General features: G+C 70.0%; 29 protein-coding genes. 13 read left to right on the top strand and 16 right to left on the bottom strand.

Annotation, left to right across the window (positions count from 1 at the left end):
• The first annotated feature begins 47 nt into the window (after positions 1 to 47).
• A complete protein-coding gene (locus ACWD5F_RS06590) occupies positions 48 to 683 on the top strand; it encodes a TetR/AcrR family transcriptional regulator (protein WP_451251719.1) in 636 nt (211 codons plus the stop codon).
• Positions 684 to 799: 116 nt separating this feature from the next.
• Here ACWD5F_RS06590 and ACWD5F_RS06585 read toward each other — a convergent pair whose 3' ends face one another.
• The 4 genes from ACWD5F_RS06585 to ACWD5F_RS06570 are packed head-to-tail and all read right to left on the bottom strand — an operon-like array spanning position 800 to position 3,898.
• A complete protein-coding gene (locus ACWD5F_RS06585) occupies positions 800 to 1,741 on the bottom strand; it encodes a DODA-type extradiol aromatic ring-opening family dioxygenase (protein ID WP_451251717.1) in 942 nt (313 codons plus the stop codon).
• Positions 1,738 to 2,616: an alpha/beta fold hydrolase gene (locus ACWD5F_RS06580; RefSeq protein WP_451251715.1), complete on the bottom strand. Its 879-nt coding sequence runs from the start codon at positions 2,614 to 2,616 to the stop codon at positions 1,738 to 1,740. Before ACWD5F_RS06580 ends, ACWD5F_RS06585 begins: the two co-directional genes overlap by 4 nt.
• Positions 2,613 to 3,116: a cupin domain-containing protein gene (locus tag ACWD5F_RS06575; protein WP_451251714.1), complete on the bottom strand. Its 504-nt coding sequence runs from the start codon at positions 3,114 to 3,116 to the stop codon at positions 2,613 to 2,615. The genes ACWD5F_RS06580 and ACWD5F_RS06575 overlap by 4 nt, the downstream gene beginning before the upstream one ends.
• A complete protein-coding gene (locus ACWD5F_RS06570; protein WP_451251712.1) occupies positions 3,116 to 3,898 on the bottom strand; it encodes an SDR family oxidoreductase in 783 nt (260 codons plus the stop codon). The genes ACWD5F_RS06575 and ACWD5F_RS06570 overlap by 1 nt, the downstream gene beginning before the upstream one ends.
• 65 nt (positions 3,899 to 3,963) lie before the next feature.
• On the opposite strand from ACWD5F_RS06570, the gene ACWD5F_RS06565 reads away from it, so the two are divergent.
• The 4 genes from ACWD5F_RS06565 (at position 3,964) to ACWD5F_RS06550 (ending at position 7,496) form a co-directional block, all read left to right on the top strand.
• Positions 3,964 to 4,749, top strand: coding sequence for an IclR family transcriptional regulator (locus tag ACWD5F_RS06565; protein WP_451251710.1), 786 nt, complete (start codon positions 3,964 to 3,966; stop codon positions 4,747 to 4,749).
• Positions 4,750 to 4,890: 141 nt separating this feature from the next.
• Complete coding sequence (locus ACWD5F_RS06560) at positions 4,891 to 5,355, top strand: cupin domain-containing protein (protein WP_451251708.1); 465 nt, start codon at positions 4,891 to 4,893, stop codon at positions 5,353 to 5,355.
• A gap of 2 nt (positions 5,356 to 5,357) precedes the next feature.
• A complete protein-coding gene (locus tag ACWD5F_RS06555; protein ID WP_451251706.1) occupies positions 5,358 to 6,953 on the top strand; it encodes a flavin-containing monooxygenase in 1,596 nt (531 codons plus the stop codon).
• Between the two features lie 189 nt (positions 6,954 to 7,142).
• Entirely contained in the window at positions 7,143 to 7,496 is a 354-nt protein-coding gene (locus tag ACWD5F_RS06550) for a hypothetical protein (protein WP_451251704.1), read from the top strand.
• Between the two features lie 25 nt (positions 7,497 to 7,521).
• Here ACWD5F_RS06550 and ACWD5F_RS06545 read toward each other — a convergent pair whose 3' ends face one another.
• From ACWD5F_RS06545 to ACWD5F_RS06505, 9 genes are all read right to left on the bottom strand, one after another.
• The gene (locus ACWD5F_RS06545; RefSeq protein ID WP_451251702.1) at positions 7,522 to 8,985 is read right to left on the bottom strand and encodes a caspase family protein; all 1,464 of its coding nucleotides are present in this window, start codon (positions 8,983 to 8,985) and stop codon (positions 7,522 to 7,524) included.
• The gene (locus ACWD5F_RS06540) at positions 8,978 to 9,328 is read right to left on the bottom strand and encodes an effector-associated constant component EACC1 (protein WP_451251700.1); all 351 of its coding nucleotides are present in this window, start codon (positions 9,326 to 9,328) and stop codon (positions 8,978 to 8,980) included. The genes ACWD5F_RS06545 and ACWD5F_RS06540 overlap by 8 nt, the downstream gene beginning before the upstream one ends.
• Before the next feature lie 64 nt (positions 9,329 to 9,392).
• The gene (locus ACWD5F_RS06535) at positions 9,393 to 10,607 is read right to left on the bottom strand and encodes a GTP-binding protein (RefSeq protein WP_451251698.1); all 1,215 of its coding nucleotides are present in this window, start codon (positions 10,605 to 10,607) and stop codon (positions 9,393 to 9,395) included.
• Positions 10,608 to 10,613: 6 nt separating this feature from the next.
• A complete protein-coding gene (rpmF, locus tag ACWD5F_RS06530; protein WP_124003158.1) occupies positions 10,614 to 10,784 on the bottom strand; it encodes a 50S ribosomal protein L32 in 171 nt (56 codons plus the stop codon).
• Positions 10,785 to 10,848: 64 nt separating this feature from the next.
• Complete coding sequence (locus tag ACWD5F_RS06525) at positions 10,849 to 11,265, bottom strand: Fur family transcriptional regulator (protein WP_451251695.1); 417 nt, start codon at positions 11,263 to 11,265, stop codon at positions 10,849 to 10,851.
• The gene (locus ACWD5F_RS06520) at positions 11,265 to 12,104 is read right to left on the bottom strand and encodes a metal ABC transporter permease (RefSeq protein WP_451251693.1); all 840 of its coding nucleotides are present in this window, start codon (positions 12,102 to 12,104) and stop codon (positions 11,265 to 11,267) included. The genes ACWD5F_RS06525 and ACWD5F_RS06520 overlap by 1 nt, the downstream gene beginning before the upstream one ends.
• Positions 12,101 to 13,006, bottom strand: coding sequence for a metal ABC transporter permease (locus ACWD5F_RS06515; RefSeq protein ID WP_451251691.1), 906 nt, complete (start codon positions 13,004 to 13,006; stop codon positions 12,101 to 12,103). The genes ACWD5F_RS06520 and ACWD5F_RS06515 overlap by 4 nt, the downstream gene beginning before the upstream one ends.
• The gene (locus ACWD5F_RS06510) at positions 13,003 to 13,917 is read right to left on the bottom strand and encodes a metal ABC transporter ATP-binding protein (protein WP_451251689.1); all 915 of its coding nucleotides are present in this window, start codon (positions 13,915 to 13,917) and stop codon (positions 13,003 to 13,005) included. Before ACWD5F_RS06510 ends, ACWD5F_RS06515 begins: the two co-directional genes overlap by 4 nt.
• A gap of 5 nt (positions 13,918 to 13,922) precedes the next feature.
• A complete protein-coding gene (locus ACWD5F_RS06505; protein ID WP_451251687.1) occupies positions 13,923 to 14,885 on the bottom strand; it encodes a metal ABC transporter solute-binding protein, Zn/Mn family in 963 nt (320 codons plus the stop codon).
• A 197-nt stretch (positions 14,886 to 15,082) separates the two neighbouring features.
• Here ACWD5F_RS06505 and ACWD5F_RS06500 point away from each other — a divergent pair, with 197 nt between their 5' ends.
• Positions 15,083 to 15,418, top strand: coding sequence for an ArsR/SmtB family transcription factor (locus tag ACWD5F_RS06500; RefSeq protein WP_451251685.1), 336 nt, complete (start codon positions 15,083 to 15,085; stop codon positions 15,416 to 15,418).
• The gene (locus tag ACWD5F_RS06495) at positions 15,418 to 16,134 is read left to right on the top strand and encodes a cation transporter (RefSeq protein WP_451251683.1); all 717 of its coding nucleotides are present in this window, start codon (positions 15,418 to 15,420) and stop codon (positions 16,132 to 16,134) included. Before ACWD5F_RS06500 ends, ACWD5F_RS06495 begins: the two co-directional genes overlap by 1 nt.
• Before the next feature lie 72 nt (positions 16,135 to 16,206).
• Here ACWD5F_RS06495 and ACWD5F_RS06490 read toward each other — a convergent pair whose 3' ends face one another.
• Entirely contained in the window at positions 16,207 to 18,213 is a 2,007-nt protein-coding gene (locus ACWD5F_RS06490) for a heavy metal translocating P-type ATPase (RefSeq protein WP_451251682.1), read from the bottom strand.
• A 95-nt stretch (positions 18,214 to 18,308) separates the two neighbouring features.
• On the opposite strand from ACWD5F_RS06490, the gene ACWD5F_RS06485 reads away from it, so the two are divergent.
• Positions 18,309 to 18,698, top strand: a complete 390-nt coding sequence (locus ACWD5F_RS06485) for an ArsR/SmtB family transcription factor (RefSeq protein ID WP_451251680.1) — start codon at positions 18,309 to 18,311, stop codon at positions 18,696 to 18,698.
• Here the strand turns inward: ACWD5F_RS06485 and ACWD5F_RS06480 are convergent.
• A complete protein-coding gene (locus tag ACWD5F_RS06480; protein ID WP_451251678.1) occupies positions 18,660 to 20,183 on the bottom strand; it encodes a glycosyltransferase family 39 protein in 1,524 nt (507 codons plus the stop codon). The two genes, ACWD5F_RS06485 and ACWD5F_RS06480, sit on opposite strands and share 39 nt — an antisense overlap.
• Before the next feature lie 128 nt (positions 20,184 to 20,311).
• On the opposite strand from ACWD5F_RS06480, the gene ACWD5F_RS06475 reads away from it, so the two are divergent.
• The 4 genes from ACWD5F_RS06475 to ACWD5F_RS06460 all read left to right on the top strand — a co-directional run bounded on the left by ACWD5F_RS06475 (position 20,312) and on the right by ACWD5F_RS06460 (position 23,593).
• Positions 20,312 to 20,992 (top strand): response regulator transcription factor, encoded by a 681-nt coding sequence (locus tag ACWD5F_RS06475; protein ID WP_451251677.1) that lies wholly within the window; start codon positions 20,312 to 20,314, stop codon positions 20,990 to 20,992.
• 25 nt (positions 20,993 to 21,017) lie between these two features.
• Positions 21,018 to 22,478 carry a sensor histidine kinase gene (locus tag ACWD5F_RS06470; RefSeq protein ID WP_451252279.1) on the top strand — a complete coding sequence of 487 codons (1,461 nt, stop codon included), beginning with the start codon at positions 21,018 to 21,020 and terminating at the stop codon, positions 22,476 to 22,478.
• 96 nt (positions 22,479 to 22,574) lie between these two features.
• Positions 22,575 to 23,177 carry a TetR/AcrR family transcriptional regulator gene (locus tag ACWD5F_RS06465; protein WP_451251675.1) on the top strand — a complete coding sequence of 201 codons (603 nt, stop codon included), beginning with the start codon at positions 22,575 to 22,577 and terminating at the stop codon, positions 23,175 to 23,177.
• Between the two features lie 14 nt (positions 23,178 to 23,191).
• The gene (locus ACWD5F_RS06460; RefSeq protein WP_451251673.1) at positions 23,192 to 23,593 is read left to right on the top strand and encodes a PPOX class F420-dependent oxidoreductase; all 402 of its coding nucleotides are present in this window, start codon (positions 23,192 to 23,194) and stop codon (positions 23,591 to 23,593) included.
• A gap of 118 nt (positions 23,594 to 23,711) precedes the next feature.
• Here the strand turns inward: ACWD5F_RS06460 and ACWD5F_RS06455 are convergent, their stop codons facing one another.
• Positions 23,712 to 24,407, bottom strand: coding sequence for an alpha/beta hydrolase (locus ACWD5F_RS06455; protein WP_451251671.1), 696 nt, complete (start codon positions 24,405 to 24,407; stop codon positions 23,712 to 23,714).
• 75 nt (positions 24,408 to 24,482) lie between these two features.
• Between ACWD5F_RS06455 and ACWD5F_RS06450 the strand changes: the two genes are divergently transcribed.
• The gene (locus ACWD5F_RS06450) at positions 24,483 to 25,046 is read left to right on the top strand and encodes a TetR/AcrR family transcriptional regulator (RefSeq protein ID WP_451251669.1); all 564 of its coding nucleotides are present in this window, start codon (positions 24,483 to 24,485) and stop codon (positions 25,044 to 25,046) included.
• Positions 25,047 to 25,090: the final 44 nt, after the last annotated feature.

Below are 25,090 nucleotides of genomic sequence, written 5' to 3'. Positions count from 1 at the left end.
TTCATCAGAACTGCGGCAATGTGGAGACCGTTGCTAGACTCGCGCGCATGCCGACGTCAGCCCTGCCCCGCAATCGCTTCGAACGGCGTCGTGCCGAGACCCGTCAGGCCCTGGTCAGAGCGGCCCGGCAGATCCTGGCCGAGACCGGCGACACCAGCGCGAGCATCCAGGTCATCGCGGAGCGCGCGGACGTGGGCTTCGGCTCCTTCTACAACCACTTCGAGTCGAAGACGGAACTGTTCGACGCGGCGGTGAGCGACGCCCTCGAAGAACTCGGCCAGACGTTCGACGAGCATCTTCGGGGCATCGACGACCCGGCGGAACTCGTCGCGGCGGGCTTCCGTCTCAGCGCGCGCCTGGCCGACTCCCGGCCCGAGATGATGCAGATCCTGCGCCACCGCGGCCTGGGCCATATCCATTCCGACTCGGGCCTGGCCCCACGCGCCCTGCGGGATCTGGAGGTCGGTATCGCCTCCGGCCGCTTCACCATCACCGACCCGATGGCCGCGGTGACCGTCCTGGGCGGCTCCCTGCTGGCCCTGCTGGAACTGCGCTTCGCCCGCCCGGACCTCGACGGCGACGAAGCGGCCTCCAACCAGGCCGAACTGCTGCTGCGCATGCTGGGCCTGCCACCGCAGGACGCCCACGACGTCGCCCACTCCACGCTGCCCGACCTGGACTGACGAGCAACCTGACGGCGTTCCTGACGTCACGCTCCCCGCTCATCGCCGTTGATCTCCGTGTCCCGCACTCGTCGGCGTATGACGGGGGAGCAGGGACGGTGGCGGTCTCGGGTGTGTCAGCGCACCTCGAAGCTCGCGCCGAGCCCCATGCCGGTGATCCATTCCGGTACCGGCTCGTACGCGGTCCACACCAGCGGTGCCCGTACCGCGGCCTGGCCGATCAGCCAGGTGCGGATCTCGTGACCGCCGCTGCCCGCCTGTTCCTCCAGACCCGCGTCGCCGAGGGCGGCGACCGGCTCGAGTTCTCCGGTCCCCAACTGCTTGAGGAACCAGCGGTCCCAGGCGCTGTTGACGTGGGCGTGCGGGTCGCCGCCCATCGCCCGCACCCGGGGTTCGCGCGCGGCCGCGAAGCCGCGGGCGTCCTCGCGGCCGTGGATCACCGAGTGCCGTCGGTCCTCGGCCATCGCCGGATCGCGGGGGTCGTTGCTGGGCAGCCAGTGGGAGAGCCCGCCGCTCGCGATGACCAGTACCCGGCCGGCGCCGCCGCTGTCGCTGTCGCGAAGAGCGTCACCGAGTGCCCGGCCGAAGGCGATGCAGCGTTCCATGGTCGGCAGCGGGGGTGCGGCGGTGTTCACGACGAGCGGCACCATCGGTGTCTCGGTGCCGCCGCAGACCATCTCGTAACTCTGCACGAGGCCGTGGTCGACGGTCAGCGAGTAGGACAACGACAGGTCGAAACCCGCATGGGTGAGCCCTTCGTACACCGACCAGGCCAGTTCGCCGGCGACGGGCAGGGGGCCGGCCCGGCTGCCGAAGTCGCCGAATCCGACGGCGTGTTCGACGCCGATGAGGAACGGTGGCATCGCGTCGTAGAAGTTCGCGTGGAAGTGGTCGGGGCCGATGACCACGACCGCGTCCGGTGCGAGCTGCGCCACCGTCCGGGAGAGGCGGGCGGCCTCGGCGAGGAACCGGCCACCGGGCTGTTCGGGGCCGTCGGGCGGCAGCAGGGTGGCGAACGGGGAGTGGGACAGGGCGACCAGGCCGACGATCTCGCTCATACCGGGTCCTTGCCGAGCAGCAGGAAGTCACGGTGGGCGCGCAGGAATTCGGACGGCTTCTCCCACTGCGGCCAGTGGCCCGCGCCCTCGATGACATGCAGGCGCGCGTCGGGCAGCCAGCTCTGGAGCATCGCCGCCTCGTCGAGCCCGCCGGTCGGATCGTGGTCGGTCCACAGGAGGAGCGTGGGCGTGGTGATCCGGCCGACCCAGGACGGGTCCCAGGCGAAGTCCTTGCGTACGTCGGGGTCTTGGAGCACCAACGTGTTCTCGATCGCGCGCAGGAAACCGGGGCGGCCGTAGACGGCGCGGCGCAGGTTCACCAGCTCGTCGGTGACCATCGAGGTGTCGTGGAAGAGGAACTCGACCCGGCGGCGCACGGTTTCGTCGCTCGGGTCCCGGACGGCGGCCAGGGTGCTCTCGCGCATCCGGACCATCACCTCAGGCTTGTTGGCGATGTTCCCGGGGGTGTTGAGCACGAGCCGTTCGACGCGCTCGGGGTGGTACGCCGCCGTCCACGCGGTCACCCATCCTCCGAGCGACTCGCCGGACAGGTGCGCCGAGTCGATCCCGAGCGCGTCCATCAGGCCGATGAGGTGATCGGAGAGCACGTCTATCGTGTAGGGCCGGTCCGGCAGGTCGGACCAGCCGTGACCGACCATGTCGTAGGCGGTGACGCGGAAGTCGGCGGCGAGTCCGGCGATGTCTCGGGCGTAGGCCTCCAGGTGCCCGCCGGTGCCGTGCAGCAGGATCAGGTCGGGGCCGACTCCCGCGCGCAGGACGCGGGTACGGACGCCGGCGACATCGACGAAGCGCAACTCGTGCGCCACGTCGGACAGTTCGCCCCAGACGCCGATGTGGGCGGGCAACGGGCTCATGCCTGCTCCTCCTTGAATCGTGCGCGGGCTTCGGCGACCGTGGCCAGGCCCGCGCTCTGCCGCCGTCCGACGCCCAGCAGGTTCAGCAGGCGGGAGTTCTCGATGGTCAGGAACTCGACCGGCTCGGTCTCCGAGTCGTTGTAGTGGCGGTGCCAGGTCCAGGGCGGGGTGTAGATGAAGTCGCCGGCGGCCCAGGGTTCGGTGTCGTCCTCGATCTCGCTGTGGCCGTTGCCGCTGATGACGAAGTGCACCGTCTCGTGGTGGTGGCGCTGCATGTCCGAGCTGAGGCCCGCCGGGATGGTCTGCCGGAAGAGTTCGAAGGTGGCCGTCGGCAGCAGACCGGCGATCGCCAGCACGGTGGGGTTGTGCACCTGGTCGGCCGGCAGGGGCGCGAGTTCGTCGGCGTGCACGACGACCGGCCGTGCCGCGCCGGGCTGCACGGTGTCGTGGAGCGAGCCGAGGAAATCGGCCATGGTGAAGCGGGATCCCGATGCCGCCATCAGATCGTCTCCGTCCTTCCGCCGTCGACCGTGAGTACGGTCCCGTTGATGTACGCCGCGTCGTCGGAGGCCAGGAACGCCACGGCGGCCGCGATCTCCGCCGGCCGCGCGGCGCGTCCGGCCGGAATGTGCGCGAGGTCCTGCGCGTCGAGTTCGTCCAGGCCGCGGTGCGCCGCGCGTGCCCGGTTGGTGAGGATCTGCGTACGCCGCTCGGTCGAAGTGGCGCCGGGAGCAACGCAGTTGACAGTCACCCCCTCGGCCGCGAACTCCAGGGAGAGCAGCTTGGCGGCGGCCGTGACCGCGGAGCGCAGGACCACGGACGCGGCCAGGTCGGGCTGGGGCTGACGTACCGCGGTGGACGTCACGAACACCACCCGCCCGAAGCCCCGCCTCGCCATGCCCGGCAGCGTCAGCCGTGCCCACCGCAGCGGGCCGAGCAGCAACAGCTCGGACGCCTCCCGCCACCGCGTGTCGTCGAGGTCGAGGATCCCGCCGGGCGGCGGACCACCGGCGTTGAGCACCAGGACGTCGAGGCTCCCGTATCGGTCGTCGACCTCTTCCATCGCCGCCGTGGCCGATGCCGGATCGGCCATGTCGCTCACCAGGGCGTGCACCTCGCTCACCGCGTCGCCGCCCACGGTGTCGCGGAGTCGGGCGGCCGCGGCTTCGAGGGTGTCGGCACGCCGACCGGTGATCACCACCCGGTCGCCCGAACCCGCCAGGCGCTCCGCGATCGCGTGCCCGATACCGCCGGCACCGCCGCCGACCAGTGCTGTCCGCATGATGGTGGCATCCTCCCGAGACCTCGCCTTGTCCGCCGGGCGGGGACGGCCTTAGCGTGACCGGCATGACCCCCGGGGAACAAGGGACGAGTCCCACTGCGCGGGACGGCAGGGCCGAGGCCTCGGGCCTGGAGCGTGCCGCGGCGATCCTCGGCGCCTTCGACGCGGCGCACCGCGAGCTGACCCTGTCCGCGCTCGTGGCCCGCTGCGGACTGCCCCGGTCGACCACGCACCGCACCGCGGACCGGATGATCCGGCTCGGCTGGCTGGACAAACCCCAGGGCCACTACCGCATCGGCAACCGGCTGTTCGAGATCGCGAGCCTGGCACCCATCCGGCTCGAACTGCGCGAGGCCGTACTGCCCTACCTGCAGGACCTGCACAGCGCGACCAGGAACACCGTGCAGCTCGGTGTCCTGGACGGCACGCAGATCCTGGTCGTCGAGAAGATCACCGGACACCGCCCCATGCCGATGCTCTCCCAGGTCGGCGGGATCGTCCCGGCCTACTGCTCGGCGCTGGGCCGGGCCATCCTCGCCTACAGCGAGACCGCGACCATCGACGCCGTGCTCGACGCCGGAATGCCGCCGCGCAACCCGCGCACGCTGACCTCCAAGGAGGCCGTAATCCGGGAATTGACCGCCGTGCCAGCCAGGGGCTGGGCGGTGGAACGCGAGGAGGGCAACATCGGCGTGAGCTGCGTCGCCGCCCCGATCTTCGGCCCGGACGGTGGGGTCGCCGCCGCGCTGTCCGTCACCGGGCCCACCGCCCTGGTCCGCGCCGACCGAGCCGGGCCCGCGGTCCGGCTCGCCGCCGCTGCCGCCTCCCGGGCCTACAGCACCCGCCGTTGAACGCGCCCACAGCACCCGCCGCTGAAATCGTCCCAGCCGATGGGACGGTCGATTGCGCATCCGCCGCGCCGAACCGACGCTGATCGCAGCGGACCAGCGCCGCGGTCGGACGGCCGCGGTGGCGACCGGAAGGAGACGACGGTGACTCTAGGCGGTGGCTACATGCTGCCCTCCCGCGAGGGGCACAAGATCGCGGCGATCGGGCTGGGCATCACGCTGAAGGCGGACGGTGCGGCGACACGCGACGCGTACTCGCTGTTCGAGTACACCGTCCCGCCGGAGACCGACGGGCCGCCGCCCCACCTGCACACCCGGGAGGACGAGTCCTTCATCTGCCTGGCCGGACGGCTCGACGTGCACCTCGGCGGCAAGGACTTCGTCCTCGAACACGGCGACTATCTGTACCTGCCGCGCGACGTGGTCCACGCCTTCCGCAACCCCTATCCGGAGGAGTCGCGCGTCATCTCCGTCGTCTCGCCCGCCGGCCTGGAGGGCTACTACCAGGCGCTCGCGGAGATGCCGCCGGGACCGAAGGACATCGGAGTGATGAAGAAGATCATGGCCGACTTCGGCATCGAGCTCCAACTGCCGCCCGAGGTCGCGTGACCATGAGAATCGCCATCATCGGTGCCGGAGTCGCGGGCCTGGTCACCGCGAAGGTGCTCACGCAGGCCGGGCACCGGATCGACGTGCTCGAGAAGGCCCCGGACGTGGGCGGCGTGTGGAGCCGAACGCGCCGCTATCCGGGAGTCACGACGCAGAGCCCGAAAGCGCAGTACTCGTTCTCGGACTTCCCCATGCCCGCGGACTTCCCGGAATGGCCCGACGGCGCGCAGATCCAGTCCTACCTCGCCGACTACACCGCTCACTTCGGACTCGAACCCGCACTGCGCCTGAGTACCGAGGTGATCTCGGCCGAGCCGACCGACGAGGGCACCTGGAGCGTCGAGTCCCGTGACGCCACAGGCGCGCACACCACGGAGATCTACGATCAACTCGTCGTCGCCAATGGGGTGTTCTGCGAGCCGGCCGTGCCGAAGTTCGCCGGACTGACGGAGTTCATTGCGGCCGGCGGTCAGGTGTGCGCGGGCACCGAGTTCCACGACGCCGAGCAGGCCCGCGACCGCAACGTCCTCGTCGTCGGCTACGGCAAATCGGCCTGCGACGTGGCGGTGCCGATCAGCGCCGTCGCCACCCGGACCGACGTGATCGCACGCCAACTCCTCTGGAAGGTCCCGCGGAAGATCGGCGGCCGGCTGAACTTCAAGATGCTGCTGCTCACCCGGCTCGGCGAAGCGCTGTTCCGCTACATCCGTCCGCGCGGCCTCGAACGCTTCCTGCACGGCCCCGGCAACGGCCTGCGCCGCCGGATGATCAACTCCATCGGCACGGTGTCGATACGCCAACTCGGCCTCAAACGCCTTGACTTGGTGCCCGGGGGAGCGATGGAGGACATCGTGCGCGGCGCCATCGGGCTCGCGACCGAGGGGTTCTTCGAGGCCGTCACCGCGGGCGACATCACCGTCCACCGGGACCGCACCATCGAGCAACTCCACGTCGTGGACGGCGAACCCGCAGCCCGTCTGTCCGACGGCACAGTGCTCCCCGCTGACCTGATCGTCTGCGCCACCGGCTTCACCCAAGGCGTCCCGTTCCTGCCCGAGGAGGTACAGGACCAACTGCTCGACGAGCGCGGCAACTTCATGCTCTACCGGCAGATCCTGCCCCTCGGGATTCCCGGCCTGTACTTCAACGGCTACAACTCCTCCTTCTTCAGCCCGCTCAACGCGGAGATCGCCGCACTGTGGATCGCCGCCGACCTCGCCGGCGCGGTGGAGACACCCGACACCGAGACCATGAGGCACGCGGTCGTCGAGCAACTGGCCTTCATGGACATCGCCACCGACACCCACCACTGCCGTGGCACCAAGATCATCCCGTTCTCCATGCACAATGCCGACGAAGTACTGGGAGACCTTGACCTCAACATCAACCCGCTGATCCGCGCGGTGCACTGGCTCGGCCCGGTCGATCCGGCCGCGTACCGACGGCTGACCCCGACGCTGCTCAAGCGCCTGACGCCGGCCGAGCCCGGAGACCGAGACCGACCACGCCTTCGCCTGCTGTCCAACCCGGGCGGTGCGGCACCGGGTTCGGGGCCGGCGAGTACGTCACCGGAGAGCCATGTGAACGCCGAGGCTTGACGGCGATGTCGTACGGCACTCCGGACTCCGGCGTCGAGCAGCGTCATTCCCGGCACGGGCCACGCCTCCCGCCTGCGACGGTACAGCCGCGTGCGCTCCATCTCGCTGCGTACACTGCTGGCTCGTATGCCCGTCTGTGATGGCTACGCGCACACTGCCGGTTTCCCGTTCGACTCGAAGGACTGAGCCGTGCCCGACCGACCTGAGATCGTCTGCATCTGCGGCTCTGCCCGGTTCGTGGACGAGATGAGCGCGGCGAACCGTGATCTGACTTTCGCAGGTGTCATCGTCGTCGCGCCAGGCGTCTTCCCGCGCGCCGAGGATCACGAAGCGGACGAGTTGATCACCGATGAGCAGAAGACCGCGCTGGGCGCCCTCCACCTGCGCAAGATCGACCTGGCTGACCGGGTTCTGGTCGTCAACCCGGGCGGATATATCGGCGAGTCCACGAGCCGGGAGATCGCATACGCCCACGCCACCGGCAAGCCGATCTCGTTCACCGAACCTTTCCGAGCCTCTGGAGCATTCGGGCTTGAGAAGTGAGATAGCGGGCGGATTGTCGGTGACCTCACGGACGGTTGGGTCGGGCGGGGGCGATCTGGAAGGTGTTCGGGCCGATTACGTGAGAACCGGCTCTTATCTTGGTCGCCATCTTGGGCGGCCAAGCGGTCTCGTAGTTCCAGATGAGCCCCGCCAGCCAGCTCACTTCGGCATCGGTCAGACCCGCAGTGGTCAGGTCGGTGTCGGACGCGTCCAGCGGGATCTCTTCGAGGTGGTGGATGATGCGCTTACCGAGGGAGATGAGATCTTCCACGCTCTGTGTATCAAGGTCTCTGCCGACACCAGACATCAACTTGTCCGCTGCGTCGACGGCTCGGCGCAGGGCGCGGAGCAGGGCCGCGTCGGAGAAGGCGTTTGGGTCGCTTCGAAGTACAGGTGCTCCGGCCGCGCCCGCAAGGCTGTCGAGCTTGTCGCTCAAGTCGTCGTCAAGGCGCTGGAGTTCGCTCGCGAGATCGTGCGCGAGATCACGGGCGTAAGCGAACTCGGGATCGCTGCTGCTGATGGCGTCCATGCGGGGGATCACCAGTCCGGAGGCCGTGGTGACCTCCATGCCCTCTTCAAATCGTCTGACCACGACGTGCGCCCACACGCGTACCGTGATGATGTCCCTGGTCAGCCCTGGGTCTCTGACCGCCCTTAGGGTGCTGACGCTGGTCGTGCGGGGCTGCGGATGCGCCGGTTTGGGCAGGGGCTCTTCTGTCGCACCGGTATTCGGGGCGTCCATAGGCGCGGCGTTGCGGGCGAACACCAGCCGGCCCGCGTGACCGGATGCTCGGCTGGTCGGTACTGGCTTGCCGTCTCGGGCGAGCGCCTCGGCGGTCTCATGGAAGATCGGTTCGATCGTCAGCTCCGGTCCGCGACCGGGAATGCCTCGTTCGACGACGTCGGCGAGGTACTTGGTGAAGTAGGTCTGCGGCGCTGTGAGCGCGTTCTCGGTTTCGAACCAGGCACGGGAGAACTCGCCCGCGGCCGCCAGCGTGTACGCGCCTGTTCCGCGGGTGAGGTCGGACAGATCACCAGCCGACAGGGTGGGCCGGGCGGCCAGTCCGGCGTAGCAGCAGTCGAGGATCACGATCTTCACGCTGGCGCGGCTGAGTCGCAGGGCGTACCGGACGCTGTCGAACGCAAGGCTGGTGGTCCGCCGCAGCTCGGCTTCCGTCCGGGAATCCACGAGGGCCAGGCACAAGCTGTCGTCCGGGTCCACCTGTCCATGGCCCACGAAGTAGAACAACGCGACGTCCTGAGCCGCGAGGAACAACTCCACCAAGGCGTGCGGGAGACGGCCGGGGTCCCGCTCGTCGGCGAACACCGAGACACTGTCGGCGGGCCAGCCGCACAGGTCGCCCGTCAGCAGCGACCGCATACGCGCCAGGCTGTGTCTCGCCGCGGGTACCGGCGGCAGATGACCATAGCTTCCCGTGCCGATCAGGACGGCGCGCGACCGTGCCAGGTCCAGGCCGCCGTCAGGCATCCGGGGTCTTCTCGATGGCCTTCTCGATCACGGGCGGCAGTTCGTCCAGATTCTCGGCGTTGAGCGTGTACTCCGTGCCGTCAGCGAGCTTCACGGTGAGCGTGAAGCTCGAGCGCCGGGACCGGATGAACTCCGGCAGCGTTCGGATCGCCACCGCCAGCACCCCGCCACTACCCGCCAGAATCGTCAGGACGTCCGCGGCGCCCTGCTCACCAGGCTCAGGCGATCGCGCGGCCTGCTCGACACGCACCCCTGGGACTCGCTCGACCCATCCCCTCAGCGAGCGTTGCTGCGAGGGGTCGGAAAGCCTGACTTCGAAGCCGTGTTCCCGCTGCGCATCCATACCAGCCATCGCCGTCCGTCTCGACCGAACTGCCCCGCCACCCGAATCGTTCCAGGAACGGCCCCTACCGTGAAGCGTGAACTGGCGCCGGCCTTGGTGCGGCGAGTTCGGGGTGTTCGTGCTCGCAGGTGTCGTCGATGCCGTAGGTGTCCCAGGCGGGGAACGGGTCGACGGGCTGGAGGCTGTCGCCGTCGGTGAGGAGGCAGTTGGTCAGTGCGGCGTGCAGGGTGTCCGGTTGCAAGTGCGTGCCGATGAAGACCAGTTCCTGACCGTCGGGGCTGTCGAGGTCGCGGGCGGCGGAGGGTTCGAAGCGGGCGACGGAGCCGGCCTGGGACCACAGACCCGTCACCCGCGGGCGGCTGGACAGGGTGAAGAAGCCCTTGGAGCGCAGGATCTGTCCGTATGCGCCGCTGTCGAGTTCCTCGGTCACGAGCGTCCACAACCGGCCTGGGTGGAAGGGTAGTTGGGAGCGGAAGACGGTCGAGGAGATCCCGTACTCCTCCGTCTCGGGGACGTGGTCGCCGTTGAGTTCCCGCACCCAGCCAGGGGCCTGTTGCGCACGTTCCAGGTCGAAGAGCCTGGTGCCCAGTACGTCGCCGATCTGCACGCGGCCGTGGACGGCAGGGACGACGCGCGCGGCCGGGTTGAGGCGGGTGAGGGTCGCCCGCAGCCGGGCGGCCGACGCCTCGTCGACGAGGTCGAGCTTGTTGAGGACGATGACGTCGGCGAACTCGATCTGGTCCATGAGCAGGTCGCTGACGGTGCGCTCGTCGTCCTCGTACTGGTCCAGGCCGCGTTCCACGAGCTCGTCCCCGCTTGCCAGTTCGGGCAGGAAGTTGGCGGCGTCGACGACCGTGACCATGGTGTCCAGGCGGGCGATCTCCCCGAGGGCGGCGCCGTCGTCGCGGGCGAAGGCGAAGGTGGCCGCCACCGGCATGGGTTCTGAGATGCCCGACGACTCGATGAGCAGATAGTCGAAGCGGCCCTCGCGGGCCAGCCGGTCGATCTCCTCCAGCAGGTCGTCGCGCAGGGTGCAGCAGATGCAGCCGTTGGTCATCTCGACCAGGCGTTCCTCGGTACGGGACAGGGCCGCCTCGCCGCCGCGCACCAGGGCGGCGTCGATGTTGACCTCGCTCATGTCGTTCACGATGACCGCGACGCGCAACCCCTCGCGGTTGCCGAGGACGTGGTTGAGGAGCGTGGTCTTGCCCGCGCCGAGGAATCCGGACAGGACGGTGACGGGCAGCCGGTCGTAGGAGTCGTAGGAGCCGTAGGACATGAACGGTCAGCCCTCGGGGCGCAGCAGACCGCGCTCGTACGCCTTCGCCAGCCGCTGGGGCACCAGGTACGCGACGCCGTCGATGGTGATCGGAACGAGCGCCGGCGTGGTCGCCTTCCACTGGGCGCGGCGGTGGCGGGTGTTGCTGCGAGACATCTTCCGCTTGGGAACGGCCATGGGAATCCTCCTGCTCGATGGGTCGCGGGTCGCGAGAAACGCTACATGAAAATGGATACCATTACTAACTTGAACGGCATCGTGGGCAGAGCCCGGTGAGTTCGACGGTGTGCTCGACCTCCGCGAAGCCGGAGATCTCGGCCACCCGCGCGGCCCAGCCCTCGACCGCCTCGGAGTCGACCGGGGTGCTCAACCCGCAGCCACGGCACAGCAGATAGTGCTGGTGCTCGGGGAACGGGCGGTGGCGAAAGAGGCGCTCACCACCCCGGTCGCGTACGACGTCGGCGCGGTCGGCGTCGACGAGGGCCGCCAGGGTGCGGTAGACGGTGTTGAGGCCGACGCGCGCGCCGCGATTCTTCAGTACGTCGTGCAGGGCACGGGCGCCGACGAAGCCGCCGTGGTCGATCAACGCCCTGACGACGCTGGTGCGTTGGGCGGTGCGGCGGCCGATGAGGTCCAGGTCGTCGGCCGGTGCGCTCATCACGCCTCCGCGAGACCGATGCGGACGCGGGGCCGACGTACGGAGATGAGGACGACCGCGTAGACGGCCGTGGCGACGGCCATGATGGCGAAACTGGGCGGCAGTTGGGGTACGTAGTAGCTGAGGGCGAGTCCCGCCCACATCTCCGCCACCGCGAGACCCGTGGACAGGGCCAGGGCCTGGTAAGGCCGGTCGGTCAGTCGCTGCGCCGCGCCCGCGGGTGCGGCGAGCAGGCCGAGCAGCAGGAGCGAGCCGACCGCCTGGGTGACCTCGGCCGCGCAGGCGCCGACCAGGACGAGGAACGCGAGGCTCACCAGGCGTACCGGCACTCGGCGGGCCGCCGCCACCGCCTCGTCGACCGAGGCGAAGAGGAGAGGGCGGGCGACAGCGAGTACGGCGAGGCAGATGACGCCCCCTACGATCGCCGCCAACTGCGCCTGGCCGCTGGAGAGTCCGAAGATCGAGCCGAAGAGGACGCTCACCCCGGCAGTGCCGTTCCCGGTGTTGCGGGACGTGGTGTAGAGGGTGAGGAAGAAGACGCCCAGGCCCAGGATCCAGGAGAAGAGACTGCCGATGGCGACGTCGTCGGCGCGGCCGCGGCGGCCCAGCGCGCCGAGCACCACGGCGAAGAGCACGGTGGCCGCGAACAGACCCAGCCGCAGGTCGTAGCCGAGCGCGAGGGCGGCGAGTGCCCCCGTGAACGCCACATGGCTGAGCGCGTCGCCAGTGAACACCTGGGCGCGCAGCACCAGGAAGTACCCCACGAGACCGGCCGCCGCGGCGATCGCGGTGCCGGCCAACAGCGCGTGCACGAAATAGGGGTGGGTGAAGGCGCTCATACGACAGCCCCTGCTCGCACCACGCGATATCGGCCGACGGCTGTGGAGAGCGTGCGCGCCGTGCGGGCAAGGGCGTAGACGGCGAACGCGAAGGTGGTCACGTAGAACCCGATCGGGTACGGCGAGTAGTAGGCGGCGATCAGCCCGGTCCACGTCACCGCGATCGCGATGACCACCGACAGCGCCAGGCTCGTGCCCGGCCGGGCCGTGAGCTGCTGCGCGGCCGCGGCAGGCATCACCAGCAGGGCGAAGACCAGCAGGGTGCCGGTGATCTGACTGGCCTCCGCGGTCGCCGCCCCGAGCAGGACGAGGAAGAGCACGGACAGGGTCCGCACCGGCACCCCGCGTCCGGTGGCGACGCTCTCGTCGACAGAGGCGAAGAGCAGCGGCCTGCCGATGGCCGCGAGCACGCCGAGGGCGAGAGCCGCCACGATCGCCAGCACGGTCACCTGGTCGGTCGTGATGCCCAGGAAGCTGCCGAACAGAAGGGAGTTGACCCCGCCGAGGAAGCCTTTGTAGAGGGCGACGAAGAGGAAGCCGCAGGCCAGCAGGAAGGCCTGGACCGTGCCGGTCAGCGCCGACTCCTGGCCGCTGCCGCCCTGCCCGGAGCGCGGGATCGCGGCGATCACCAGGGCGCCGCCGACACAGAAGGCGAAGTAGCCGAAGCCCGCGCCGATGCCCAGCAGCGTCGCGCAGGCCGCGCCGGGAAAGCTGACCACGGCCAGGGTGTGTCCGGCGAAGCTCTGCCGCCGCAGCACCATGAACCAGCCCATCACCGCGGCCAGTACGGCCACGACGGTACCGGCCCGGAAGGCGTTGACCATGAAGGGGAACGCCCAGATCTGCTGGAGGTCGGTCACCGGGTTCCACGACCAACCGGCGCTCGTATCGGCCCAGTTCACGGGGCGCCTCCCGTGGCGTGCCGGTCGGTGTGGAGGGCGGGCGCCTCGGGCTGGCCGACGACGACAAGACGCCCGTCGCTGGTGCGCAGGACCTCCACCGGCACGCCGTACAGCCGCGTGAGCGTCTCGGTGGTGATCACCTCCTGCGGGCGGCCCGCGACCGCGCCGCCCTCGGCGATGTACACCACCCGGTCCAGCCACGCGAGGATGGGGTTCACGTCGTGCGCGACCATGACGACGCTGACGCCTGCCTCCCGGCAGATCCGCCCGATGAGTCCGGCCACCGCGCCCTGATGCGACAGGTCGAGACTGTCCAACGGCTCGTCCAGGAGCAGCAGTTCGGGATCGCGCACCAGTGCCTGGGCGATCAGCAGGCGCTGTTGCTCGCCGCCCGAGCACTCACCGATCGGCCGGTGGGCGTACGCGCTCGCGCCGACCAGTTCGACGACCTCGGCGACACGGTCCCGGGCGGCCCGCCGCCTGGCACTGAACCGCGCGGGCACCGGCACCGGTACGCCCCAGCGGTCGCCGTCCAGGCCGAGGCGCACGATGTCGGTGCCGCGGATGCGCAGGCTCGCGTCGAAGCTGCGGCGCTGGGGCAGATAGCCGATGCGGTGGCCCGCCCTGCCGGGCGCCTCGCCCAGCACGCGGACCTCCCCGGCGGCGGGAGGCAGGATGCCCAGCAGCATCTTGACCAGCGTCGACTTGCCGACCCCGTTCGGGCCGAGGACGGCGACGAACTCCCCGGTGCCGACGTCCAGATCGACGCCCGACCACAGAGTGCGGCCGCCGACGCGCACAGCGGCGCCGCGCAACGACACGACGGGGGAGTGCGGCGGTTGTGGTGCGGCCGGCTGCGGGGGGATCCGGTGCCGGACCGGATCGCCCGGTCGGGAGGTGGCCGGATTCACCGTGCTCACCTGCCCGTCGCCTGCCCCAGGGCCTTCTCGATGCCCTGCAACTGCCGTACCTGCCACGCCTGGAAGGACGCCCCGGCCGGGGTGAGGGTCTCGGTCACGGTGGCGACCGGAATGCCCTCGGCCTTGGCGGCCTTGACCTGGGCCTGTACGTCGGGGGTGGCGTTCTGGCTGTTGTAGACGTAGACCTTGATCTGCTTCTGGCTGATCTGCCGGTCGATCGTCTGCTTGTCCTTGGCCGTCGGGTCGGTGCCCTCGCTGATGGCGTCCAGGAAGGACTCGGGGGTGAGCATCTTCAGGCCGAGTCCCTCGGCGAGCGGGGTCACGATGGACTCCGAGGCGCCGATCGGCGTGTTCGCGTACTTGGCCTTGATGTCGGCGATCAACTGGTTGTACGGCGCCAGGGTCTTGGTCTCGAAGGTCGTCTTCCGGGCGTCGAAGTAGGCGGCGTCGGCCGGGTCCAGTTTCTTGTAGTCGGCGGTGATCTTCTCGATGACCTGGTGGACGTTGTCCGGCGAGTACCAGCGGTGCGGGTTGCCGCCCGGCTTGATGCCCACGAGGTCGCCGACCTTCAGATCGGTACGGCCGCTCTCGGGGTTGGCGGACAGCAGCTTGTCCGCCCAGGCGTCGTAGCCGATGCCGTTGACGATCGTGTACTCGGCGCCTGCCACCAACCGGCCGTCGGCGGCGGTCGGTTCGTAGTCGTGCGGGTCGGCGTTCGGGTTGTTGATGATGCTCTTGACCTGGGCGTGAGCGCCGCCGAGCTGGGAGGCGATGCTGCCCCAGAAGTTCTCCGCCGCGACGACCTTGATGGTCTTGCCCGCCGTCGTCGACCCGGAGTCGGCGGTGTCGGCGGAAGAGGCGGTGGAGCAGCCGCTGGTGGCGGCCAGCGCCGCGACGGCGACCAGGCCGCCGGTGAACAGTCGGGCGGGGCGGGATATCGGGATGCCGGCAGTACGCACGACGGGGTCTCCTTGACGGGCTGATGGACCTCACACGCAGGACGGGGCCCGGTGGAGCGGAACACTCACGACCGTAAATGGAAACGATTGTCACTAGTAGAGGGTCGGTTGATTCAAATGAAAATCATTACGGTTACTTGACCTCAAGTCGGTGATTCAGGATTCCCTGAATTCAGGATCATGTGTACTGTCGGGCCGTGCTGACTGTTGCCTCTGACATCGACGTGCTGGCCAGGTTCGGACGCGCGCTCGCCGACCCGATCCGCTGCCGGATCCTGCTCGCCCTGCGCGCGGCCCCGGCCTACCCCGCCGATCTCGCCGACGCCCTCGGCGTCTCCCGCACCCGCCTGTCCAACCACCTCGCCTGTCTGCGCGACTGCGGGCTGGTCGTCACCGTGCCCGACGGCCGCCGTAGCCGGTACGAGCTCGCCGACGAACGCCTCGGGCGCGCGCTGGACGACCTGCGCGCCGCCGTGGTGGCCGTCGAGACCGACCGCACGTGCGCCGAGGCCGACGAGCAGGGGTGCTGCTGATGACGGCGATATCCCTCGGGCCTTCCCCCGCCCGCCGCGATCTGCTGGCCCGGCGGATACGTCTGCTGGTCGCCGCGACGATCACCTACAACGTCGTCGAGGCGGCCGTCGCCCTGACCGCCGGCACCCTCGCCTCGTCCACCGCCCTGATCGGCTTCGGGCTGGACTCCGTCATCGAGGTCTCCTCGGCCGCCGCGGTCGCCTGGCAGTTCTCCGCGAGCGAGCACGCCGTGCGCGAGACGCGCGAGAAGACGACCCTGCGCATCATCGCCGTCTCGTTCTTCGCGCTCGCCGCCTATGTCACCGTGGACGCCGTGCGTGCCCTGACCGGCACCGGTGAGGCCGAACACTCCGTCCCCGGCATCGTGTTGGCCGCCCTCTCCCTCGCCGTGATGCCGTTCCTGTCCGCCGCACAGCGCCGCACGGGCCGTGAACTCGGTTCCGCCAGTGCGGTCGCCGACTCCAAACAGACTCTGCTGTGCACCTACCTCTCTGCCGTGCTGCTGACCGGTCTGATCCTCAACGCCACCCTCGGCTGGTCCTGGGCCGACCCCGTCTCCGCTCTCGTCATCGCGGGCGTCGCCGTCAAGGAGGGCCGTGATGCCTGGCAGGGCAAGGGCTGTTGCGCGCCCTCCGGTGGCGCGGCGGTCGCGGCCGACGACGCTGAACCGAGCGATGCGTGCGGCTGCCGTACCGGGTGCGACTGCTGCACCTGACCCTCCACCGATACGGGGATGGGGAGGAGCCCGGGGATGGGGAGGAGCAGGAACAACTACGAGCAGGAACAACTACACGGTGTCTTCAGTGGAGTTGGTCCACGCGCTCTCGCGCAGCAGGCGCAGCCCGTTGAGGCCGACGATCACGGTGGAGCCCTCGTGCCCGGCGACGCCGAGAGGCAGCGGAAGGGTGCCGATCAGGTCCCAGGCGACGAGCGCGGCGATGAACACGCCGGCGATGGCCAGGTTCTGGACGACCAGGCGGCGGGCCGCGCGCGACAGCCTCACGACGGCGGGGACGGTGGCCAGTTCGTCACGGACCACAACGGCGTCGGCGGTCTCCAGGGCGAGGTCGGAACCGGCCCTGCCCAGGGCGATGCCCGTGTGGGCGGCGGCCAGCGCGGGCGCGTCGTTGACGCCGTCACCGACGACCAGCACTCTGCGGCCTTGCTCCTCCCACTCCCGCACGGCCGCCACCTTGTCCTGCGGCAACAGGTTGGCGCGCACGTCGGTGATGCCGACCTCGGCGGCCAGGTGGCGTGCGGCGCGCTCGTTGTCGCCGGTCAGCAGGACGGGGGTCCGGCCGGTCAGGCGGGTGAGCGCGGCGACGGTGGCGGCGGCGTCCGGCCGCACCCGGTCGGCGATTCCCAGCACGCCCACGGGCACACCGTCGCGCAGGACGACGACCGCCGTACGCCCGGCCTCCTCCAGCTCCCGCACCACCTTCTCGTAGGGCTGGGCGGAGGCGGAGACGGAGTCGACGTCAGGGTCGGCGTCGGCGATCGGCAGACGGGCGGGGGAGCCGACCCGGACCGTGCGGCCATCGACCGTGGCGGTGACGCCCTGGCCGGGAACAGAGGCGAAGTCGTCGGCAGCGGCCAAGGGCAAGCCGTGTTCGCGGGCGGCCGCTACGACCGCGCGGGCCAGGGGATGTTCGCTGGCGTGCTCGGCCGAGGCGGCGAGACGGAGCAGCGCATCCTCGTCCAGACCACTGCCGTACAGCGGGCGGATGTCGGTGAGTTGGGGGACGCCCTCGGTCAGGGTGCCCGTCTTGTCCAGCGCGACGGCGTCGATCTGCCCGAGGCGTTCCATCACGACGGCGGACTTGGCGAGCACGCCGTGCCGTCCGGCGTTGGCGATCGCGGACAACAGCGGCGGTATGGTGGAGAGCACCACCGCGCACGGCGAGGCCACGATCATGAACGTCATCGCACGCAGCAGGGACGGCCTCAGTTCCCCGCCGAACGCGAAGGGCACCGCGAAGACGGCAAGGGTCGCGAGGACCATGCCCACCGAGTAGCGCTGCTCGATCTTCTCGATGAACAACTGCGTGGGCGCCTTGGTCTGCGAGGCCTCCTCGACCATCCTCACGATCCGTGCGATCACCGAGTCCGCCGGGTCGCGCTCGACACGTACGCGCAGGATGCCGGTGCCGTTGACGGTCCCGGCGAACACCTCGTCACCGGCCTGCTTGGCCACCGGCAGCGGTTCGCCGGTGATGGTGGCCTGGTCGACTTCACTCGCTCCGTCGAGCACCTGGCCGTCGGCGCCGACACGCTCGCCGGGCCGGACCAGGACGATGTCCCCGACCGCCAGCCACTCGGCCTCGACGCTCTCCTCGCTGCCGTGGGGCAGGAGCCGGGTCGCCGTGGTGGGCGCGAGGTCGAGCAGGCCGCGCACGGAGTCCGCGGTCCGCGCGGTGGCGATGGCCTCCAGCGCACCGGAGGTGGCGAAGATGACGATCAGCAGCGCACCGTCGAGAACCTGGCCGATCGCGGCGGCACCGAGCGCCGCGACGACCATCAACAGGTCCACGTCCAACGTCCTGTCCCCGAGCGCCTTCACCCCCGCCCAGCCCGGCTCCCAACCACCGGTGACATAGGCGGCGGCGAACAGCGGACCCCACGACCAGGCGGACGCGCCCGCCAGGTACAGCGGCAGAGCGATCAGGAACAGCAACAGGGCCGCAAGTGCCCACCGGGCTTCCGTCAGCATGAGGATGCGGGTGCGCCGTCGCGGAAGGGCCGGTCGTGGACCTGTGAGGGTCGGCGCCGGTCGCCGATCCAGGACAGAAGGCATGGCAAAACAACCCTTCACGGGCGGACGAGGCAACGGCTCCTCACCATACAGGAACATATGAACAGGTCTTCAAGTGTCATGAGTACGATGGCCGCATGGGCCACGGAACCGACGCCACCACCAGTGCCACCACGCGCGAGCGGCTCGACGCGGTCGGCACCGCCGACGTCGCCGCCACCCTCCAGGCCCTCGCGACCCCCTCGCGGCTGCACATCCTGGCCCGGCTCCAGGAAGGCCCCTGCTCGGTCGGAGACCTTGCCGACGCCGTCGGCATGGAGGCCTCGGCCTGCTCCCACCAACTGCGCCTGCTGCGCAACCTCGGCCTGGTCACCGGCGAGCGGCACGGGCGCTCGATCGTCTACGCCCTCTACGACAACCACGTCGCCGAACTCCTCGACCAGGCCCTGTATCACGTCGAGCACTTGCGACTGGGTGTCCGAGACGCATCACCGGCCGATCTGCCCGAGACGGTCGCCGCGGACTGAGACCGGCGACGGGTCGTGCTCGCGGACATAGACGGTAACTCGCGCTCCGCTGACCCGAGTTGTTCCGTACTCGCGGAAGTGGCGTCGCAGGGTGCTCGCTTTCGCTTCGTCCTCCGGGGTGGTCGGCGAGTGCGCGCCCGCCGGTAGGCGAACCACGACGATCCGGTCGAACTCCAGCATGCGTGCCGCGATCTCCCGGGCGGGAACCTCGACACCGGCAAGGGTGTCGGACGAAGCGGGGTCCTGTGCCAGGGCCAGATCCGTCAGCAAACGGGTGTCCTCGGGCATGGCCGCGGTCCAGGCCCGGTACCGGTCGGAGAGGTAGAGCAGCCCGTCGCCGGGACGGCCGTCCTTGTGTATGGCGGCGCCGACGGCGGTGACGTTGTTGGTCCGGCTCTGGGGCGTCCTCAGCGACAGGCTCGGCTGGACGAGCGCGGCCAGTACGGCGACCGCCGCGATCCATGCGTACCGGGATGTCCACCGTCGCTTCAGGAAGTGGTCCATCCAAGCGCCCATCAGCAACGCGATTCCGATGCTGCTGTAGAGCACGTACCGGTCGACGAACAGGGGCTTGACCAGTGAGGCGATGAGCAGCAGAAGGCTCGGAAGGACGACAATCGGGACCGCCAGCACTGACAGCCGCACGGGACCTCTCGCCGCCACGGGTGCCAGGGCACATGCCACGCCCACGACCGCCACGGCCAGGACATCGGGAAGCCGCACCGGTCCCTCGATCCAGGACACCTGCCCCGACTGCCCCGCACTGCGGATCGCCAGCGGCAGCAGCCCGGCCACTACGCCCGCGGCAGCCACGCTCCACGCCCTCAACACCGCTCGTGGAACACGGGAGATGACCAGGGTGACGCCGTGTGCGACCAGGGCGAGGACCGCGAACTCATGGAGCAGACAGGCCAGCAGCATGGTGGAGCCGTAGACCGCCCACCGCCACCGGGTGCGCTGCGGGACGCTGACCACGAGCGCGTAGGTCGCCCAGGTGACCAGGGCGCAGACCATCGCGTACGAGCGGCCTTCCTGTGCGTACTTCTGCACCTGAGGAAGGAGCGCGAACACCAGCCCGGCCAGCAGCCCGGCACGGGGTCCCGCCAGGCGCAGCCCCAGCAGCCCAACTCCGCTCGCGGCCAAGGACATTGCCAGTACGGACGGCAGCCGCAGCGTCAGCAGCCCGCCGCCGAAGAGACCGAAGATCTCATGCATCACGGCGTAGTGGAGGGCATGGACCAGATCGACGTGCTGGGCGGTGCGCCATATCTGTGAGAGGTCGCGGTGCGCGAGCTGATAGGTGATGGCCTCGTCCCCCCACATGGTGTTCCTCCGGCGGATACCCCAGAGCCCCAGAGCGATGGTCAGCGCCAAGGGCGCTAGGACGACAACGGGCTTGGCCGGGCCGGGCGATGGTCGAGGGGCAGGGAGGGCCGGAGGGGAGACCGTCCTGGTCGCGACGGGGTGACGTTGATCAACGGACATCGGCGACAGGGCCTTTCAGCAGCGGCGAAGAAGCGCCGCCAGCGTGCCGGGACCTCGATGACCGGAGGCTGATCCAACCTGACCGGACGATCAGGAAGGCGGGCCGGTGCTGTGCGAGGCTGCACCGCATGCGCATCCTGGTGGTCGAAGACGAGGTCGACCTTGCCCACACCCTGCACACCGGTCTGACCGCCGAGGGCTACAGCGTCGACGTAGCCCATGACGGCCGGCAGGGACTGTGGATGGCCCGGACCGGTGAATACGCCCTTGTCGTCCTGGACTTGATGCTGCCCGGGCTCAACGGCTACAAGGTCTGCGCCCAGTTGCGCCGGGAGGGCAACGCGACGCCCATCCTGGTGCTCACCGCCAAGGACGGGGACTGGGACCAGGCGGAGGCCCTGGACACGGGGGCCGACGACTACCTGGCCAAACCCTTCTCCTACCTGGTGCTCGTCGCTCGGTTGCGGGCGCTGGTCAGACGGGCCGTCACGGTCGCTCCGCCCGTCCTTGCCGTGGGCGACCTCTCGTTGGACGTCGCAGGGCGGGTCTGCCGTCGGGCCGGGGCCCGGGTCGAACTCACGCCCAGGGAGTTCGCCGTGCTGGAGCTGCTGGCCCGTCGGGCGGGCCAGGCGGTCTCCAAATCGGATCTGCTCTACCACGCGTGGCCCGACGAAGCCCTGGATCCCAACCTGGTGGAGGCGCGGGTGAGCGCACTGCGCAAGAAGGTGGACTCCGCGTTCGGCCGACGGTCCCTGGAGACCGTACGGGGTACCGGCTACCGACTGGTGGACGACCGTGAACGCGACTGAGCCGCGCCGCCGTTGGCGGAAGACCCTGAACGCAACGGAACCGCGGCGCCGTTGGTGGCCGCGTTCGGTACGCGCCGTCGCGGCTCTGGCCGCCGCCTCGACAGCCGCCGTCATCCTGGCCGGCATCGGCTGGTGGGTCCACCATGACGTCTACCACCAGAACATTCAGATCGCCCGAGAACAGGCCCTGCATCAGCTCTGGTCTCTCGCCGACCAGTTGAAGCAAGGTGTGGTTCCGGTTCCCAGCAGCGCCGTGCCGTTCGAGGTCGTCGCCACCGGTCGGCGCACCGCTGTCGCCTACGGCGGAGGCATGAGCGACTTCGATCCCGGCACCCGTCACGTGCTGCCCACTCCGACCGGCCCGAGCTCGCCCAACTTCGTGCGCCTGCCGGTGAATCGCGACTACAACTCCGGAATCAGAGGCTCGATGGCCGGCGGAACCTATGAGGTCATGTCCGCCGATGTCAGAGCCGATGAACTCAGCAGCGACAAGGTCGCCGCCCTGGGCGTGGCCGCCGATGCGAAGCTACGGGCCTATGTGGTGGTGCTCCCGGAAACGGCCGAGGAAAACACCAGGATCACGGACCGTCTGCTGCTGCGGGCCGGGCTCGTCAGTCTCGTACTGATCGCCGCTGTCACCTACTTCGCCGTCCGCATCGCGCTGCGGCCGGTCGAAGCCATCCGCGTCCTCACCGCCTCGGTCACCGCGAACGACCCCCGCGAACGTGTCACCGTGCCCGCCGCGGGACACGAGATCACCGCCCTGGCCACCACCATCAACACCACCCTCCAACGCCTCGACAACGCGGCCGCCCAGCAACGCCGTTTCGTCGCGGACGCCGCCCATGAACTGCGCAGCCCCCTCACCACACTGCTCGCCAGCCTGGAAGTCGCGCTCGCCTACCCGGAACGCACCGACTGGCCCGCCGCGGCCACCACCGCCGCACGACAGACTCGCCGCCTCCAGGCCCTCGCCGAGGACCTGCTGCTCCTCGCCCGCCTCGACACCCGCACCCACGCGACCGATCCGGACACCGTCGACCTGACAGCCCTCGCCTCCCGGCTGACCGAGCATCACCCCCTAGGCGAACGGCTGTTGACCCTCACCTGCGACAGCACCGCCCCCGCACCCGCACACGGAAACCCCGACGAGTACGAACGGCTGCTGCGCAACCTCATCGACAACGCCGCCCGCCACGCCGCACACCGCATCCAGATCACCGTCCGGAACCAGGACGACTGGGTCGTCCTCACGGTGCACGACGACGGACCGGGCGTGCCCACCGAGGACGCCGAGCGCATCTTCGAAAGGTTCGTCCGGCTCGACGACGCCCGCTCCCGCGACCAGGGCGGCACCGGCCTGGGCCTCGCCATCGCCCGCGACCTGGCCCACCGCCACCGAGGCACCCTGACCCTCACCCCTCGCACCCTCGGAGCCTGCTTCCGACTACGCGTTCCCCGAGCCCCCACCCCGGCCGAGAAATGACGCGCCTCACTGCGGAAGACCGGCGCGGACCGTGGCGAGATCCGACGTCATGGTGAATGTCATTCACCTGTGGTGAATAGTGTTAACCTTCGAGTCATGGCAGTCAAACGGCGTCCCACCGGCACCCACCACGGAGACCTGCGCAACGCGCTGGAGGAGGCCGCGCTCGCCCTGGTCGGTGAGCGGGGCCCGCACGGATTCACCCTTGCCGAGGCGTGTCGCCGGGCCGGGGTGAGCGTGTCCGCGCCGTACAAGCACTTCGCCGACCGGGAGGCTCTCTTGGCCTCGCTGGCCTTGAAGGGCTACCAGGAGCAGCGGCGCCGTTACCGCGACGCGCTGGCCGCGCACACGGCGCCGGCCGAGCAGTTGGCGGCCTTCGCCGTCGCCTACGTACGGTTCGCCGCCGAAGAGCGGGCCCTCTTCGACATCACGTTCCTGGCCGGCCTCGACAAGAGCCGCCACCCCGAACTGGCCCGCGCGGGCAGCGCGTTGCACGACGACCTCATGCCCGTCACCGGCGAGATCGCCCCTGACCCGGACGCGGCGTTCGAGCTGCTCGTCCAAGTCGCCGCAGCGGCCCACGGACTGGCCCTGTTCCAGCAGCAGGACATGCTGCCCGACCCCTGGAACACCGACGCGTCCGCCGAGGAACAAGCCGCGCAGGCGGCCCGCGCCCTCGCCGGCCGGCACGCCCACTAGCTTCGGAGCCCCCCATGTCCACCCCGAGCAGCGACTTCCAACAGGCACTCGACCGCATCGGCAAGGGCAAGCACGTCAGCTTGACCACCTTCCGCCGCAACGGCCAACCGGTCCCCACCCCCGTCGGCAGCCTCGTGCACGACGGAACCCTCTACGCCCTGACACCACCGGACACCGGAAAGGCCAAGCGGATCCGCAGCACCCCGCGGGTGACCATCGCCCCGTGTGACATGAAGGGCACGGTTCCCGCCGGAGCCCCCACCGTTTCGGCCACGGCCCGACTCCTCGACCCCGCGGAGACGGCCCGTGTCCAGGACCTGATGAAGCGGCGCTTCCTCATGTACCGCATGGTCCGCATCCTCGACCGCGCCCTGGGCCGCGAGCGCCGGCTCGTCGCCATCGCGATCGGCCCTTGAGCGGCGCGCGCCGCACGGCAGGGTCCATGTGCAGAGCGAAGCTGCGGTTCTGCGGCAGTGGTCGCGACAGGTGTCTCCTGGCCCCCGGATCGCCGGTCCGGCTCGTCCGAGTCCGCCGTCACAGGTTCAGCAGCAGGTCCCGGACCGCGGCGGGCTGAGACAGAAACGGGTGGTGGCCCGCGTCGAGTTCGACCACTCTGCCGGCCCGCCGGGCGAACTCGTACTGAAGCCGCGGCGGGGTGCCTCGGTCCTGAGCGCAGACGAGATACGTCGAGGGCACTTGCTGCCACGCGGCCGCACCGACCGGCTGTCCGGTCACCTGCACGCTCTGCCGGGCCAGATGGGCCGCGGCCTCCGCCTGGACCTCGGGGTCGCAGTCCTGGAGGAACGTGTCCACGAGCAGCTCGGGGCGGACCCCGAACGTGCCGGCGACCGGATCGATGTCGAGAAAGGGAGCCGGGCCGCCGTCCCCGAACTCCGACAGACTCTGTCCCACCTCGGGCAGGTAGCTGGAGACCAGCAGCAGGTGACGCACCGACCCGATGCCCGAGGCGGCTTCCGCGGTGACGATGCCGCCGTAGCTGTGGGCGACCACGACGGTCGGCTCGTCGCTGTCCTCCAGCACCTGGCGCACAGCGGCGACATCCTCGGGCAGCCCCGGACCGCCGGCTCCGCCGGGCGGGCCCGCCTCGCCGCAGCTCGGCAGCGCAGGCGCCACGCTCGTCACTCCTTGTTCCCGAAGCAGCTCGGCGGTGCGGTGCCACCACCACGACCCGTCCCGTACGCACGCCCCATGCACGAACACGACCCTCATTGCTGCCTCCACGTCTGCCGTGACCACTCGTGCCGACGATAGACGTAGCAACTGTTACGTGAAAAAGTGCGGGCCATGGGGAGACGACCGCAACCGCACATCAGGGAAGGCTTGCTCGACGCCTGCGCCGATCACGCCCTCACGCACGGCCTCCCCGACCGGCTCGAACCGCTGGCCACCGCCACCGGGACCTCGGCCCGCATGCTGATCTACCACTTCGGCACGCGCGACGCCCTGCTCCGGGCCATTCTGGGGCGCGCTCGGCAACGCCAACTCGACCTGTTCGGCGACCTCCTGCGCGCACGGGACGACGAGCCGTACACGGCCACCCTGAACCGGGCCTGGACCTCCATCACCGGCCCGGACGGACAGCCGTACCTGCGGATGTTCGGTCAGTTGCGCGAGAGTGCGGAGCAGCAGTTGTGGCCCAACTTCCGGCGCACCGCGACGACCGACTGGCTCGGGCCGCTGGAGGACGGCCTGCGCGGCATCGGTCGGCCGGATCTGGCGACCCTCGTTCTCGCTGTCATCCGTGGGCTGCTCATGGACCTCGACGCCACGGGGGACGGCGCACGCGCCGATCGGGCCTTCCGCGATTTCCTCGACGCGGTCGAGCTTCTGTCCAGCGGCGACCGCTGACCGACGAGGATCCCGCAGGGGAGGAAGACTGCCCGTTCGGGCAG

The organism is Streptomyces sp. NPDC002499, from assembly GCF_053595415.1.
This window is presented reverse-complemented; position numbering and strand designations above follow the sequence as displayed.